The sequence below is a fragment of the Mycolicibacterium confluentis genome (assembly GCF_010729895.1).
Taxonomy (GTDB): domain Bacteria; phylum Actinomycetota; class Actinomycetes; order Mycobacteriales; family Mycobacteriaceae; genus Mycobacterium; species Mycobacterium confluentis.
In genome coordinates, this window is sequence record NZ_AP022612.1 from 1,647,888 (window position 1) to 1,662,973 (window position 15,086).

Sequence of the window (15,086 nt, forward strand, 5' to 3'; positions counted from 1 at the left end):
CATGACTGTCAGCCTGATCGACGTTTCCACCTACCTGCCCGGCGAGCCCGTGCCGGCGGAGCATTACGCGCAGTACGCCGAATCCGATGAGCTGCGGGAGAACCTGATGTTCCGCGCCCCGCGATTCCGTCATCACGTCGCCGAAGACGAGACCGCCGTCGACATGGTTGAGTGCGCCGCGGCCGGCCTGCTGGACCGCCGCGGTCCCGACGCCCTCGCCGACGTCGACGTGCTGATCACCCACACCCAGATGCCCGACATGCCGTTCTATGGCGGCGGTGGTGCGATGGCTCACCGCCTCGGCATGAACCCGAGCTGGGTGATCGATCTGCACAACGGCGGCTGCGCGGCATTCGTGCTCGGCATGAAGATGGCGGCCACTCTGCTCGAGAGCGGCCAGGGCCGCACGGCGTTGATCGCGGTGGCGCAGAACGCCGCGGGACAGATCTTCGACCAGCCCACCGTGCGCCGTAAGGCCCAGGCGGCAGTTCCGGGTGACGGTGCCGCGGTGGGCCTGGTGACCGTGTCGGACGAGTCGCCGATCCTGGACGTGGAGTGCCGCACCTATGGCGAGTACGCGGGCGAGATGACCATCGCGGTGGACCCGCCGCGCAAGTGGTGGCAGCCCGGGACCGGCGAGGGCTACATCGGCTTCACCGAGAGCAAGATCACCAAGGTGCTGGCCCGCGGGAACCGTCAGGTCCCCGAGGTCGCCTATGCGGTGTGTGACCGAATCGGGATGAAGCCCAGGGACATCGACCTGTTGGTCACCAACCAGCCCAACCGGGCGTTCCTGCGCAACTGGCGCGAGGCGCTGGAACTGCCCCAGGAGAAACACCGCGATACGTTCGATGAGTGCGGCAACCTGTTCGCCGCAGGCATTCCGGTGAACCTGGACCGCGCGATCTCCGAGGGCCAGGTCAAGAACGGCGACGTGGTGATGATGGCGGCCTTCGCGCACGCCGGTGACTTTGCGGGTGCCGCCGCGGTTCGATGGGGCGGCCGGTGACCGCCGCGTTCTCCTCCAGCACTCCGCCGACTGGCCTGCCACTGCGGCTCCCCGATGCCGAGGACCCGCTGGCGCTGTCGTTGAACGAGAGCCCGTTCGCTCCGCTGCCCACGGTTCGCGCCGCGATGGTCCGGGCCGTGGACTCCGTCAACCGGTATCCGGAGTTTCTGCCGGAACGATTCCGTCGGCTCATCGCAGACCACCTCGGGTTCGAAGAGGAGCAGATCATCGTCGGTGCCGGCGCCACCGGCGTCGTCATGCAGGTGCTGCAGGGGCTGACCCGTCCCGGTGATCAAATCGTCATGGCGGCACCCACATTCGACGGGTATCCGATCTTCGCTCAGATGGCTCGACTGGAGGCCATCGCCGTGCCGTTGGATGGGCACGGACACCACGACCTCGACGCCATGGCAGACGCCGCCACCGACGCCGACATCGTGGTCGTGTGCCGGCCCCACAACCCCACCGGCACCCTGGCGCCCGCCGAGGACCTCCTGCGATTCCTGCAGCGCATCGGTCCCAGTACCACGGTCCTGCTCGACGAGGCATACATCGAATTCGTGTCGCCGCGGCACCGCATCCATCCAAGATTCCTGCTGCGGCGTTTCCCGAACGTCGTGGTGATCCGCACGTTCTCCAAGGCCTACGGCCTGGCCGGAATCAGGACGGGGTACGGCATCTGCTCGCCGGACATGGGCCGCGCACTGTGGGCGATGCAGTTGCCGTTCGGCGCCACCGTCGCCAGCCTGGCCGCGGTCGCGGCGTCGTTCGAGGCTCAAGGCCAGCTGAACTGCCGGATCGAACGGATCACCGCAGAACGCGATCATCTGCGTTCGCGGCTTAAGGAGATGGGTGTCTGGAGCACAGACGCCCATGCCAACTTCGTGTATCTGCCTGCACAGGGGCATCTTTGGTCCGAGGTGTTCGACGGTACCGGACCACGGGTTCGCACCTACCCGGACGGCGGAGTGCGGATTACCGTGGGCAATCGGCAATCCACTGAGGCGGTGCTGGCGACGATCGCGGCGATGTCGGACGCGTCATGACCTCCACGCTGGACGCGCCGTCGAGGCCACGATTCCGCCTCGTCCACAAGGTCGGGGCGTGGTACGACGCCGAGGCCTACTTTCGGCGGAGAGCCAAGAGCGGCAGGGCCTTCTCGATGCCCATCCCAGGTTTCGGCGATGTGTTGTTCGCGGCGAAACCCGCCCACATCCGCGAGTTCCTGCGGATTCCGGTCTCCGCGTTCACCCCACCGATGCCCAACCCGGTCGAACCGGTCGTCGGCGACGGCTCGATCATTCTGCTCAGCGGCGTCCGGCACAAGCAGGAGCGTGCGCGGTTTCTGCCCGCACTGCACCATGACCGGATTCGGCGCTACACCGGGTTGATGGTCGAGGCGGCCCTGGACGAGATCGCGACATGGGAACCAGGCATGACCATCGACAGTCGTGATGCGGCGCAGTCGATCACGTTGCAGATCATCGTTCAGGCGGTGTTCGGCATCGAGGACCGCGATCTGCGCGACCGGTACGTCACCGTCGTGAAGGCGATGATGCGCGACTATGTGGCGCCGTTCATGTTCTTCCCCGCGCTGCGCCGCGCACCGTTTGGACTCGGTCCGTGGCGGCGCTTCTCATCGCGGCGTGTGGAGCTGGACGCGCTGCTGTCAGAGCAGATTTCGCATCGCAGAAACTCCGGGTCGGACGGCCGCGACGACGTGCTGAGCGTGTTGATGACCGATGACGACGGCCCCGGGCGCAGCGACGACGACGTGCGCCAACAGCTGCGGACGCTGCTCGTGTCCGGGCACGAGACGTCGGCGACCACACTGGCGTGGGCGCTGTACCACGTGCACGCCGACGACGGGGTCCGGCAGAAGCTGCTCGACGAGCTCGCCGGCAACCCCACGCCCGAGCAGCTGCCGAAGCTGCCGTATCTGTCCGCGGTGATCGCCGAGACACTGCGGCTGCATCCCACGGTGTCGATCGTCGTGCGACAACTCACGTGCCCGGTGACGGCATGGCAGACCGAACGGGCACCGGGAGACGTCATCGGCGTCGCGCTGCCCGCATTGCACGCCGATCCGCAGGTGTGGCCCAACCCGAGCGCGTTCGACCCCGAGCGATTCCTGGCTCGCCGACCTTCTCCAGCCGAGTATTCGCCATTCGGGTACGGGCACCGGCGCTGCCCGGGATCGTCGTTCGCGGCTCTTGAGTTGGCGATCGCGCTGGGGACCATCCTGACCAACGTCGAACTGCAGATTCCCGCGGGACGGCGGGGGGCAAGGCTGCCCCGATCGATCCCGCGGGGCGTGGCCGCCGTACCCAGCAGACCGATCACCCTCGAAGTCGTCCGTAAGCACCAAGGAGATAACTCATGAAGTTCAAGCAGCGTGTACCACTGCTCCGATGGTCGTTCTGGCGGATGGCCGCATCCCAGGGCAACATCGCGACCCTCGGGCAGGTGGGTGACGGACGAGAGGCCGCCGTCGTCGAGTACGTCCTGGCCAACGCCCGCAAGGGCGACATCCTCAGCGTGCTCGACACCATCGACCGGTTCGCCTACACCGAGTCGTTCCTGATCAACATCGGCGACGAGAAGGGCAGGCTGCTCGATGCCGCCGTGCGGCGCGCGAACCCGAAACTGGCGTTGGAATTGGGAACCTACTGCGGTTACGGCGCGCTGCGCATCGCCGCGGCGGCACCGAGCGCCAAGGTGTACTCGATCGAAATGGCTCCGGCCAACGCCGTCAATTCCAGAAGGATCTGGGAGCATGCCGGCGTGGGGGACCGAATCACGTGCGTGGTGGGCACCCTCGGTGACGGTGGGAAGACGCTCGACGCGCTGGCCGCCGAGCACGGCTTCGGTTCTGGGTGTGTCGACCTGCTCTTCCTCGACCACGACAAGAACGCCTACCTGAGCGATCTGCGCAGCATCGAGTCGCGCGGGTGGCTGCACCACGGGACGATCGTCGTCGCCGACAACGTCCGAATTCCGGGAGCGCCGGAGTACCGTGCCTACATGCGCCAGCAACAGGGCCGCACCTGGCGGACCGTCGAGCACAAGACCCACGGGGAGTACGGCAGCGTCATCCCCGATCTGGTCCTCGAGTCGGAGTACCTCGGCGAATAGATGGCAGGTCTTCCCGATACAGCCACGCTCGAGCGGGCCTTGGACTTGGCCGCCCGAGCGCCGTCGGCCCAGAACTCGCAGCCGTGGCGTTGGCGGGTCAGCCGAGAAGGTGTCCATCTCTACGCGAACCGCAGCCGCCAACTCGGCGACACCGACTCCGACCGGCGTGACGTCCTGCTCAGCTGCGGCGCCGTGCTGGACCACTGCGTCGTGGCGTTCGCGGCGCAGGGATGGCAGAGCCGGCTCCGGCGCTTCCCGGGTGCCGACCGTGACCATCTGGCCCTGATCGAGGTCATCGAAGCGCCGGCCACCGAACCCAGCCGGGAGCTGGCTGTCGCCATCCCACACCGTCGTGCCGACCGTCGCCGTTACCGGGCGGATCCGATTCCGCCCGGCACGCTGGAACTGCTCGCTGTCCGCGCCGCCCGGCGCCAGGCCACCCTCGCCGTGGTGCCCGCCAGCAGATGGGCCCGCCGCGACGACGACGTGGTGCTGCGCTACGGCGGAGACGGCGCAGGCGCAGACTCCCCGCACGGGGACGACGGGGTGCTGCTGGTGCTGGGCACCGAGGCCGACGACGACGAGTCGCGGCTGCGGGCCGGGGAGACCCTGAGTCGACTCCTGTTGTCCGCCACCGCGTTGGGTTTGGCCAGTTGCCCACTGACCCTTCCGCTGAAACAGATCCGCGACCGTCTGGCGCTGGCAGCAGAGGTGTTCGACGGTGACGCGTATCCCCAGGCACTGATCCGGCTGGGGCACGCGCCGACCGACGGCGACCCGCTGCCCGCGGTGGAACGGTTGTCGGTGGCCGACACAACAAGCTGGGACAGCGGCCTCCGGTAGAGCACCGACGGCGACGACCCACGGGTAAGGAGGACCAATGAAGGCCGAAGACCTCTTCCACACCGGGATCGTCGTCGATGACCTCGGGGCCGCGATGGAATGGTTCACCGCGGTGGCGGGATACACCTGGACCGACGTCGTCAGCGTCGATCAGCAGGTCGTCACGTCCGCCGGGGACATCACCGTCCCGATGAAGATGGCCTACTCGGGCGCCGAACCCAGGCTGGAACTGGTGCAGACGGTCATGGGCTCGGTGTGGACGCCCGCGGACTCCGGCGTGCACCACATCGGGTACTGGTCGGACGTCGTCGAATCTGACTTGGCCGCACTGGAATCCGGCGGGATGACCTGCGAGGTCAAGTCGTACAACCCCGACGGTTCCGGCGCGCTGCTGTGGGCATACGCCAGGGGGCCGGCGGGTCCGCGGGTCGAACTCGTCAGCCGCAACATGAAGCCGTTCATCGAACAGTGGTGGGCGACCGCGCGGCCCTGACTGGGGTCCAGCAAAGCGCCGAAATTGACACCCGGATCACTGCGCCGACAAGATTCAGTCCATGCGCACCCATGGGTGGGGCGGAGCCACGCCCGCGAGCGACGAGGAGGCCATCGAGCGCATCCTCGACGCCGCCAGCGCAGCCATCGATGAGCGGGGCGCCGCCATGCGGGTCGCCGACGTCGCGCGCGCACTCGAGGTGTCCCGGCAGACCGTTTACAACTACTTCCCGGGGAATTCGCTGCTGGAGGCCGTGGCCACTCGGTCGGGTGTGCGGTTCATCGAACGCCTGGCCGCGCACCTCAAAGGCATCACCGATCCCGTCGACGCCCTCGTGGAGAGCTTCGCGTTCACCCTGGAATGGCTACCGAACGACAAACCCGTGCAGTTGATGCTTGCCAACGACTTCGGCCGGACCTCCACCGAAGTCACCTCGGATATGGCCAAGCAGTTCGGGCACGGCATCCTCGCCGGTCTGGACGTCGACTGGGCCGCGCTCGGCATGGACGACGCCGCGATCGACGATCTGGTCGAGTACATGCTGCGCCTGCTTCAGTCGTTCATGATCGATCCCGGGCGCCCGCCCCGTTCCGGCGAGGCGCTGCGCGGATATGTGCGCCGCTGGTTGGGTCCGGTCGTCACGGCCGAGATCGCCCGTCATCGACCGTGATCGGGACGTCGAGCTCCCACGGTTGCCGGTCGACGACGTCGGCGACGCGGAACGTGCCGGACTCGATCAACCCCGTGGCCGCGTCGACGATCCGGTAGCGCTGCCACTGCCCCAGCCGTCCACATCCGAGGTGGACAACGCAAAACAGGCACCGCCTGAGACGTAGACGCCTATCTTGACGAGGTAGAGCAGAGAGAAGACGTCGGGATTTCCCATGCCGTGTTCGGCGATGTGCCGCGCCATCGGTCCCATGCGTTCCGAGCGACTCAGCGCGGGCCACTTCGCGAGGTCCACCTGGGGCCTGTTGGGTTCGAGGAATCCCACGTCGGCAAAGCAACACAACGAGTTGACAAAAACACTAAACTGTCAACTCAACTACCGATGACAGGAGAGGCGCAGCCATGACCTTCGACAAGGTGATCCGGGGCGGCCGTCTGTTCGACGGCACGGGAGGCCCGTCGGCCCTGCGCAACCTGGGTATCCGCGACGGCCGGATCGCCGCGGTGACCGCGGATCCGATCGAGGGAACAGAGGTCGTCGACGCCGCCGGGTGCTGGGTCATCCCCGGCATCATCGACATCCACACCCACTACGACGCCGAGGTGCTGCCCGCGCCTGCGCTCACGGAGTCACTGCGCCACGGTGTCACCTCGATCGTCATGGGGTCGTGCTCGCTGTCGACGGTGCACGTGAACGCCTCCGAGGCCGCCGACCTGTTCGGCCGGGTCGAGGCCATCCCGCACGAGCACGTCGTGCGCATCCTGGGCGAGCGCAAGAACTGGACCAACGCCGAGGAGTACGTCGAGGCCCTCGAGACGCTGCCGCTGGGACCCAACGTGACGGCCTTCATCGGCCACTCGGACATGCGCGTCGCGGTCATGGGCCTGGACCGCGCCACCCGCAAGGATGTCCGCCCCACGAAGGCCGAACAGGCCCGCATGGAGGAGATGCTCACCGAGGCCCTCGACGCGGGCTTCATCGGGTTGTCCTCGCAGCAACTGCTTTTCGACAAGCTCGACGGCGACGTCTGCCGGTCTCGCACCCTGCCGTCGACGTACGCCAAGGCGCGGGAACTGCGTCGGCTCAAGTCAATTCTGCGCAAGCGGGACCGCGCGCTGCAGTCCGGACCCGACATCACCCACCCGCAGGACATCGCGTCGCAGGCCTTCCAGTCGGTGGGGATCGGCCGGCCGCGCCTCAAGACCAGCCTGCTGGCCGCCGCGGACATGAAGTCCGCGCCCGGTGCCATGTGGCTGACGGTGGCGCTGGCCGCGATCGCCAACCGCCTCGGCGGGGACTTCCGATTCCAGCACCTCCCGGTGCCGTTCGAGGTGTACGCCGACGGCATCGACCTGGTGATCTTCGAGGAGTTCGGATCCGGTGCTGCCGCGCTGCATCTCAAGACGGAGTTCGAGCGCAACGAACTGCTCGCCGACGAGGAGTATCGCCGCGCGTTCCGCAAGGACTACGACAGCCGGTTCGGGGCGCGCGCCTGGCACCGCGACTTCTTCGACGCCGAGATCGTGTCCTGCCCCGATGAGAGCCTGGTGGGCAAGAGCTTCGGTCAGGTGGGTGTCGAACGCGGTGGGCTGCATCCGGTCGACGCGTTCCTCGACCTTGTGCTGGAACATGGTGAGCAGTTGCGTTGGCGCACCACGATCTCCAACCACCGGCCGAAGGCGCTGCGGCAGCTTGCGGTCAAGAACGGCACCCAGATGGGGTTCTCCGACGCCGGGGCGCACCTGCGGAACATGGCGTTCTACAACAGCGGCCTGCGCCTGCTGCGCCACGTCCGCGACAACGGGTTCATGAGCGTGGAGCGTGCCGTGCACCGCCTCACCGGCGAGCTGGCCGACTGGTATCACCTCGATGCCGGGCACCTGCGGATGGGCGACTGGGCCGACCTTGTGGTGCTCGACCCGCAGCGGCTGGATTCGTCCCTCGACGCTTACCACGAGGCGCCCGTCGACGCGTTCGACGGTCTCAAACGCATGGTCAACCGCAACGACGAGACCGTGAAAGCCGTTCTGGTGGCGGGCAACACGGTGTTCCGTGACGGCGCGCCCACCGACCTTGTCGGCAGTCAGCGCACCGGCAGCTTCCTGCGCGCCGACGGGCGGCCCCGCAATGCGCCGACCCGCCTGGACTCCGAGCGTGCGAGTCTGTCGATATGACTGAGCCCGCACGGGTGACCCTGGACCTGCCGCACCTGCGATTCGAGGCCTTGGCCTGGGGGCCGACGGACGGCCGGCTGATGCTGTGCCTGCACGGTTACCCCGACACCGCGTGGACCTGGCGGCACCTGGGCCCGCACTTCGCCGCGCAGGGTTTCCGCGTGATCGCCCCGTTCATGCGCGGCTACGCGCCCACCGAACTCGCGCGCGACGGCGACTACGGGATCGGTGCGCTGATGTTCGACGCGATGGAACTGCACGCCGCGCTCGGCGGCGGAGACGACGCGGTCCTGGTCGGACACGACTGGGGTGGGCTGGCGTCCGCCGGGGTCACGGCCTATCCGGGCAACCCGTTCGGCACCGTGGTGTCGATGGGGGTGCCGCTGCCGGCGAGCCTGCGGGCGGCCGGCAACGCGCGCAGGATGGCGCCGTTCCTTCCGCGGCAACTGAAAATGAGCTGGTACATTTTGTTCCAACAGCTTCCGCGGATCTCGGAACGCAACCTGGACCGGGTGATCCCCAAGCTGTGGCGGGACTGGTGCCCGCCAGGCTACGACGCCCGCGAGGACCTTGCGCGACTGTGGGACAGCCTCCCGGACACCAGTCACCGCACCGCCGCTCTGTCCTACTACCGTGCGATCATGCGCCCGTTGCGGCGTGGCAGGCAGCCCGACCTGGACCGATACGGGATGACGCAGCAGCCGATCTCACCGCTTCTGGTGCTGCACGGCCGCATCGACGGCGCCATCGATGTCCGGATCGGCACCGTGAGCGCACAGGGGCTGCCGGTGGGCAGTCGTCACGAGATCATCGACGGGGCCGGGCATTTCATGCACCTGGATAAGCCCGAGGTTGTGCACCGGCTCATCGGCGACTACGCGGGCGATGCCACCTCGTAGTCGTCGGGGTTCACCCTGCTGGTCCACTTCCAGTAGTCGACGATGCGGAACCCGTAGAGCGTGGGCACGTCCCCGGCCGAGTTCTTGTAGTAGCTGACCACTTTGGGATGCGTGTAGACCATGGTCTTCAACCGGGCCTGGTTGCGGCGGTGATAGTTGGCGCAGACATCGGCCTTGGGGGCGGCCCAGCGCGCGTGGTCGCATCCCCCTGACACCCCTTGTCTGGAGGCCGTCATCATTTGATGACGGCGTGTGGTCGGGAGGGTCCTTGGTCGGGTCGCGGCGTGGCCGGAACTCTCCGTGGTCGCGTCCCCCTGATGCCTCTCGTCTGTGGGGCGTCATCACTTGATGACGGCGTGTGGTGGGGACGGTCTTTGGTCGGGTCCCGGCGCGGCCGGAACCCTCCTTGGTCGCGTCCCCCTGACATCCCTCTTCTGAACGGCGTCATCACCTGATGACGCCCCAGGCCGGGGCCCAGGCGGACCGCTACAGAAAATTGATGCACCTAGCCCTACTGCAACGGTTATAGCCTCAAAGTGCAACAGTTTCGAGGAGGGCCGACGGGTGCGCAGACGTTTCATCAGAGCCGTGCTCGCGGTCCTATTTGCCCTGCTCGCCGTGCTCGCCGGGCTGCTCAACCCGCCGGACGCCCACGCAGAAGTCTGCGCCGCACAGCTCGCGGCGGCCGAGGCCACCGGCGCCAAGATCGACGCGCACAACGCGCGCCGCCCGCCCGGCGGGGTTGCGCCACCCCACATCGCGGATCCCTACAACCGCGAGGCCGAGCAGCTCAACGCCGAGCGCGATGCCAACGCCGCCAAACTTCGCGCCTGCGCCAACGCCGCCACCAAGCTCACCGCCAACGGCCCGCTGCCCCCACCGCTGACCCCCAAGGCGCGCACCGATCTGACGCAGGCCAAGATGCAGGTGCCGCCCGGGTGGGTGCCGCCGAACCCGGTGCCGACACTGCCGAACAGCAGGGTGACCGTTCCCAGCGGCAGCCCGATTCGGCCAGTCTGGGATGTGGTCAAGAAGCTGTCGACGCCGATGAAGAGTTTTCCGAACACCTCGCTGCAGGGGCAGCCGCGACCCCAGGTCGGCGACCGTCACCCCTCTCAACCGTGGACCACGGTCGGAACCCGACGGGATGGCAGCCCGGCCGTGTCCGCCGACCACATCGTGCCGAAGGTCGAAATCATGTACCTGCCAAGGTTCCTGGAGCTCTCACCCGACGACATGTGGTTGGTGCTCAACGCCCCACTCAATCTTCAGTGGCTGCCGTCGGTGGTGAACGTCGTCAACAAGAATTCGAGATCGGCCGCCGACATGCAGGGCGTGGACCCCACGTGGCGCGACGCGCAGACCACCCTGCAGAACCGCAAACGCGCCGAACTCACCGAACTGATTGCCACACTGGCAGACAGCCGAGCCTAGGAGAGCCCTGATGGACCGTGACGAACTGGCGGGCGCCCTCACCGGATGGGCGGACACCCCGTTCGAGATCCTCGAACCCGGGCCGGCGACCCGCGCATTGATCCCGCAGGCGTGGTGGCCCGTGGCCGAGTCCAGCGACCCGCAGGAGCGGATCGCCGCCGCACTGTCGTTCTGGAACACCGACTTCCTGGATCTGATCCCGCGATTCGCCGCCGCGCTGCGCACCGAACTCGTCGACGTCCGCGTCGTCAAGCACTCGTGGGTGGACGCCCCGACGCTGGACTACGTGCTGCGCAGCGAGGTGGACGGTTACGCGACCTGGATGGGGGAGAGCCCGGCCAGCTTCGTCGAACCGCCGCTCTTCGACTCACTGCCGCGGCCCGTGCAGACTTTTCTGCGCACGGTGCACGCGGGCTTCACGACCTGGGACGGCGAATCCTGCGGCCTGACCGCGCCCCGCGACATGAAAACCTATGCGGCATACCTGGATGCGGCCGAGGACGGTGTGCGCGGATGGTTCGACTCCGAATGGGACCACGAGATCCCGCTGCCGGACTCCCGCCGCTTCCTGCGCGTGACGGGCCGCGAAACATACTCGGATCTGCTGACCTCGCCGGACCTTCCGCTCGGCACCGCCGTCACCTATTACGAACCCGACCTGGAACTCACCACCTTCGGTGAGGCCCTCGACGAGTTCCTGATGATCCCGCTCGAGGGCTGACATGACTCATCCGCCCTTCGACCCGGACAAGACCACCGTGCTGCGTCCAACGCCGCAGCGGCCCTCGCCGCCCCTGCGACCGCCGCCGCCGCTGATTCAGGCGTCGAACATCCCGCCGGTGCTCGTCGCGCCGTCGGCCTATCACCCCGTGCCGCAACCTCCAGGGCAGCCGAAGCCCACACGCCGCCGTGGCATCTGGATTGCGGCAGGGACTGCGGTCGCGCTGCTCGCCGCCGGAGGTTCGATCGGCGGAGTCGCGTGGCACCGGCAAAGCGAGACCGAGGCGCAACTCGCGCAGATCCGCCAGACCGTAACGGAGTTCGCCGAGGCATCGGACTCCGCCGACACGCCCACAATGGCATCCCTGATGTGTGCGGCCGAAGCCGCCGAATTCACCGACCAATCCGACTACGACCCGGACGCCGAACCCATCACCCCCGGCGCCCGCGCGGCCGTCGACATCGGTGCGATCTCGCTGGCCAAGGACACGGCGACCGTCGACGTCACCCGTCCGCCGACGCCCGCCGCCACGTTCACGCTCAAACGTGAGGGCGACGCCTGGAAACTGTGCAATCCGAGCGGGGATTGACGCACTCGGCAAAAACGGCCCCACGATCGTCACAACCTTTGTACCCTCTCCAAAACCCCGCACTACAGAGCCTTTGGAGGGCGCACCGTGACGACGATGAAGCAGATCTGCCTTGGCGTGGCGGTCGCTGGCGCGGTCGCCGGTGCCGGATCGGTCGCCGGGACCGCCGTCGCGTACGCCGAATCGGACTCTGACTCGGCGTCCGGCAGTTCCACGTCACGCTCCAGCGCGACCGACCGGGCGGACCGCACGTCGGCGCGCGAGCAGCGCCGAGCCGTCGCCACCGAACGACTGAAGGTGCACTCGGATGTCGCCAAGCGCAGCGAGCGCTTGGCCGCGGCGGTCGAGGCGGCCCGCACGGTCAAGGACAGGGACAGGGACGTCGAGCGCCTCGATGTCACCAAAGGGTTCTCGCGCGCAGTCGATTCCATTGCCGAGGCGTCGACGACCCTGCGCCGCAGTGTCGAGGTCCGCGTCGGTGAGGAACAGCGCAAGCCGGGCAAGGCGCTCACCGCGTTCCTGAAGAGCCTGCCGAAGCTGCCGAAGCCGGCCCCGATCAAGGCGCCGTCGCTGCCGAGCCCGCTGCTGCCGTTCGCCCTGGCAGGCGCCAACACCACGGTCGTCTCCACCACCCGCCGCACCGACAGCGCACCCGAGGCCGCGGTCCAAACCACCTCTGCGCCAACGCAACGCGTGCTGGTGATCGGCGTCGACGGCGTCAACCTCAGCAAGATCCTCGACGACCCCGTCACCAACGACAAGTTCATCAACCTGATGAACTCCGGCACCACGAGCGCCTCCAGCATTGCCGGGCACACCACCATCTCCAACCCGTCCTGGACCGCGATCCTCACCGGCGTGTGGGACAACAAGAGCGGCGTGGTGAACAACATCTTCAATCCGGCGCCGTACAACAAGTGGCCCACGGTGTTCGACCAGTTGGAGGGCGCCAACCGGGACATCCGCACCAAGGTGATCGCCGACTGGGACGTGATCACCGACATCGCCAGCGCGGGCACCTTCGGCGCTGACGAGGTCACGCTCGTCAACCAGGTCGCGGGCGACAGCGACTGGTCGAAGACCGACGAGAAGGTCACCGAGGAGACCATCAAGACCATCCTCGGCACCGACCCCGCCTACAGCGAAGTCCCGAACTTCCTGTTCACCTACCTCGTGCAGGTCGACGAGGCCGGCCATGCGCACGGCGGTGACTCGCAGCAGTACGCCGACGCCCTGGCCCGCACCGACGAGAACCTCGGCGCGATCTTGGACGCGGTCGCCGCGAGGGAAGCGGCCTCCTGCGCCGCGGGTGCGTGCGAGGAGTGGACGGTCATCGTCGTCACCGACCACGGCCATCAGCCGCAGAAGGGTTTCGGGCACGGGTTCCAATCACCGCGTGAGACATCGTCATTCGTGATCGTCGACGGCCCCGGCTTCGGTGTGGGGGAGATGAACCTCGGGTACGAGATCGTCGACGTCACGCCCACCGTCGTGAAGCTCTTCGGCATCGACCCGACCCGCGACGCCGACGGCAAGCCGCTGATGGACCGCAGCGGCGGCCAGGTCAGTCCGGATGATCTGCAGAAGGCGCTGCAGGAGCAGATCGACAGCTACGGCTGGCCCGATCCCGCCACGACCTTCACCCTGAGCGTGCGCACCATCTTCACGAGCATCCCGTACTTCGTGGTTCAGATCACCAACACCATCACGTCGCAGTTGAACGACATCGCCAGCCAGGGTATCCCCGTGGTCAGCCAGTTGGCCGCGGTGGCGGTCATCCCCGTTGAGCTCATCGGCGGCGCGCTGTATGCGGTGACGGATGTGATCGCGCAGATCGTCGCAAAGTTGACCGGCGCCGGGGTCATCCCGCCGTCGGCGCCGGAGCTGCGCGAGTCGGCCGACCCGATCCTGTGGCCCGAGGTCGCGATCGCGGTCTAGTGGCTTCGACTGTGCGGAGTTGGAGGGCTTCTCGCCGGTATCCCTTCAACTCCCCACAGTCTCTGCATAAGCCGAGCCGCCGCAGGGTATCCCGACGGCATGCGGCTCAAGCGCAGCAATCTGTCCTCGCAGGGCATCACCCGGCGGCGGTGCGGTAAGGGTTTCGCCTACACCGGCCCCGACGGCTCACCGCTGACCGATGACGCCACCCTGGCGCGGATCAAGGACCTGGTGATCCCGCCGGCCTGGAAGAAGGTGTGGATCAGCCCATTCGCCAACGGGCACATCCAGGCCGTCGGCACCGACATCGCGGGGCGGCGGCAGTACCTGTATCACGTGCGCTGGCAGCAGGAGCGGTCCGAGGAGAAGTTCGACCGGGTGCTCGAGATGTCCAGGCACCTCCCGGAATGGCGTGCGCAGGTGGCGCAGGATCTGGCCGGCCGCGGGCTGACCCGTGAGCGCGTGCTGGCGCTGGCGCTGTACCTCCTGGACCGCGGGTACTTCCGCGCCGGCGGTGAGCAGTACGCCGAGGAGAACGAGTCCTACGGCCTGGCCACGCTGCTGTGTGAGCACGTCAACGTGCGCGGGTCGTCTGTGGTGTTCGACTACCCGGCCAAAAGTGGTGTGCAGCGTCAGCTGGAACTCGAGGACCCCGAGGTGTCGCGGGCGGTCAAGGCTCTCTTGAAGCGGGGTTCCCGCACCGAGCGCCTGCTGGTGTGCCGGACGGCCCAGGGCTGGACCGACGTTCGCGCCTCCGACCTCAACGCGCGATTCAAGGAGATGGTGGGCGAGGAGTACAGCGTCAAAGATCTTCGCACGTGGCACGGCACGGTGCTGGGCGCCGCGGCCTTCGGGGACGCCGACCCCGCGACCACCAAGCGGCAGACCAAGAAGATCGAGGCCGCCGTGATGAAAGAGGTCTCCGGAGAGTTGGGCAACACCCCGGCCGTGGCGCGGGGGTCGTATGTCGATCCGCGCGTGGTGGCCGGCTACGAGCAGGGGCTGACCATCGCGTCCGCGGTACGTCGGGCGGCCAAGGAGACCGAACCCGCCGCCGCGCAGGCCATCCTGGAGAAGGCCACCCGCTCGCTGATCAACCGCGTCGGCAAGGGCAGTGCCGCTTCACGGCGCCCGCAGGGGGAGCCGATGCCGACCGCGGCGTAGATCTCGGTGTTGGCTGC

17 protein-coding genes are annotated in these 15,086 nt (G+C 67.7%); 14 read left to right on the plus strand and 3 right to left on the minus strand.

The window, feature by feature from the left end; all coding sequences use genetic code 11:
• Nucleotide 1: 1 nt before the first annotated feature.
• The 7 genes from G6N34_RS07710 (at nucleotide 2) to G6N34_RS07740 (ending at nucleotide 6,150) form a co-directional block, all read left to right on the plus strand.
• The gene (locus G6N34_RS07710) at nucleotides 2-1,009 is read left to right on the plus strand and encodes a 3-oxoacyl-ACP synthase III family protein (RefSeq protein WP_085151315.1); all 1,008 of its coding nucleotides are present in this window, start codon (nucleotides 2-4) and stop codon (nucleotides 1,007-1,009) included.
• A complete protein-coding gene (locus tag G6N34_RS07715; RefSeq protein ID WP_234812841.1) occupies nucleotides 1,006-2,055 on the plus strand; it encodes an aminotransferase class I/II-fold pyridoxal phosphate-dependent enzyme in 1,050 nt (349 codons plus the stop codon). Before G6N34_RS07710 ends, G6N34_RS07715 begins: the two co-directional genes overlap by 4 nt.
• On the plus strand, nucleotides 2,052-3,392 hold the full coding sequence (locus G6N34_RS07720) for a cytochrome P450 (RefSeq protein WP_085151317.1): 1,341 nt from the start codon (nucleotides 2,052-2,054) through the stop codon (nucleotides 3,390-3,392). The genes G6N34_RS07715 and G6N34_RS07720 overlap by 4 nt, the downstream gene beginning before the upstream one ends.
• A complete protein-coding gene (locus G6N34_RS07725) occupies nucleotides 3,389-4,144 on the plus strand; it encodes an O-methyltransferase (protein ID WP_085151318.1) in 756 nt (251 codons plus the stop codon). The genes G6N34_RS07720 and G6N34_RS07725 overlap by 4 nt, the downstream gene beginning before the upstream one ends.
• Complete coding sequence (locus tag G6N34_RS07730) at nucleotides 4,145-4,987, plus strand: nitroreductase family protein (RefSeq protein ID WP_085151319.1); 843 nt, start codon at nucleotides 4,145-4,147, stop codon at nucleotides 4,985-4,987.
• Between the two features lie 37 nt (nucleotides 4,988-5,024).
• Nucleotides 5,025-5,480 (plus strand): VOC family protein, encoded by a 456-nt coding sequence (locus G6N34_RS07735; protein ID WP_085151320.1) that lies wholly within the window; start codon nucleotides 5,025-5,027, stop codon nucleotides 5,478-5,480.
• A 61-nt stretch (nucleotides 5,481-5,541) separates the two neighbouring features.
• On the plus strand, nucleotides 5,542-6,150 hold the full coding sequence (locus G6N34_RS07740) for a TetR/AcrR family transcriptional regulator (RefSeq protein ID WP_085151321.1): 609 nt from the start codon (nucleotides 5,542-5,544) through the stop codon (nucleotides 6,148-6,150).
• Here the strand turns inward: G6N34_RS07740 and G6N34_RS27935 are convergent.
• Complete coding sequence (locus tag G6N34_RS27935; protein ID WP_234812842.1) at nucleotides 6,119-6,220, minus strand: DUF3556 domain-containing protein; 102 nt, start codon at nucleotides 6,218-6,220, stop codon at nucleotides 6,119-6,121. The two genes, G6N34_RS07740 and G6N34_RS27935, sit on opposite strands and share 32 nt — an antisense overlap.
• On the minus strand, nucleotides 6,217-6,474 hold the full coding sequence (locus G6N34_RS07750; RefSeq protein WP_085151322.1) for a DUF3556 domain-containing protein: 258 nt from the start codon (nucleotides 6,472-6,474) through the stop codon (nucleotides 6,217-6,219). Before G6N34_RS07750 ends, G6N34_RS27935 begins: the two co-directional genes overlap by 4 nt.
• Before the next feature lie 77 nt (nucleotides 6,475-6,551).
• Between G6N34_RS07750 and G6N34_RS07755 the strand changes: the two genes are divergently transcribed.
• Entirely contained in the window at nucleotides 6,552-8,324 is a 1,773-nt protein-coding gene (locus tag G6N34_RS07755; protein WP_085151323.1) for an N-acyl-D-amino-acid deacylase family protein, read from the plus strand.
• Nucleotides 8,321-9,223: an alpha/beta fold hydrolase gene (locus G6N34_RS07760; RefSeq protein ID WP_085151324.1), complete on the plus strand. Its 903-nt coding sequence runs from the start codon at nucleotides 8,321-8,323 to the stop codon at nucleotides 9,221-9,223. The genes G6N34_RS07755 and G6N34_RS07760 overlap by 4 nt, the downstream gene beginning before the upstream one ends.
• On the opposite strand, the gene G6N34_RS07765 is transcribed toward G6N34_RS07760, so the two are convergent.
• Nucleotides 9,199-9,459 (minus strand): hypothetical protein, encoded by a 261-nt coding sequence (locus tag G6N34_RS07765; protein ID WP_133057746.1) that lies wholly within the window; start codon nucleotides 9,457-9,459, stop codon nucleotides 9,199-9,201. The two genes, G6N34_RS07760 and G6N34_RS07765, sit on opposite strands and share 25 nt — an antisense overlap.
• A gap of 328 nt (nucleotides 9,460-9,787) precedes the next feature.
• Between G6N34_RS07765 and G6N34_RS07770 the strand changes: the two genes are divergently transcribed.
• The 5 genes from G6N34_RS07770 (at nucleotide 9,788) to G6N34_RS07790 (ending at nucleotide 15,069) form a co-directional block, all read left to right on the plus strand.
• Nucleotides 9,788-10,657, plus strand: a complete 870-nt coding sequence (locus G6N34_RS07770) for a hypothetical protein (RefSeq protein WP_133057747.1) — start codon at nucleotides 9,788-9,790, stop codon at nucleotides 10,655-10,657.
• Nucleotides 10,658-10,667: 10 nt separating this feature from the next.
• Nucleotides 10,668-11,378 (plus strand): hypothetical protein, encoded by a 711-nt coding sequence (locus G6N34_RS07775; protein ID WP_085151327.1) that lies wholly within the window; start codon nucleotides 10,668-10,670, stop codon nucleotides 11,376-11,378.
• Nucleotide 11,379: 1 nt separating this feature from the next.
• A complete protein-coding gene (locus G6N34_RS07780) occupies nucleotides 11,380-11,967 on the plus strand; it encodes an Rv0361 family membrane protein (RefSeq protein WP_085151328.1) in 588 nt (195 codons plus the stop codon).
• Nucleotides 11,968-12,063: 96 nt separating this feature from the next.
• On the plus strand, nucleotides 12,064-13,905 hold the full coding sequence (locus G6N34_RS07785) for an alkaline phosphatase family protein (protein WP_085151329.1): 1,842 nt from the start codon (nucleotides 12,064-12,066) through the stop codon (nucleotides 13,903-13,905).
• Nucleotides 13,906-14,004: 99 nt separating this feature from the next.
• A complete protein-coding gene (locus G6N34_RS07790) occupies nucleotides 14,005-15,069 on the plus strand; it encodes a DNA topoisomerase IB (protein ID WP_085151330.1) in 1,065 nt (354 codons plus the stop codon).
• Nucleotides 15,070-15,086: the final 17 nt, after the last annotated feature.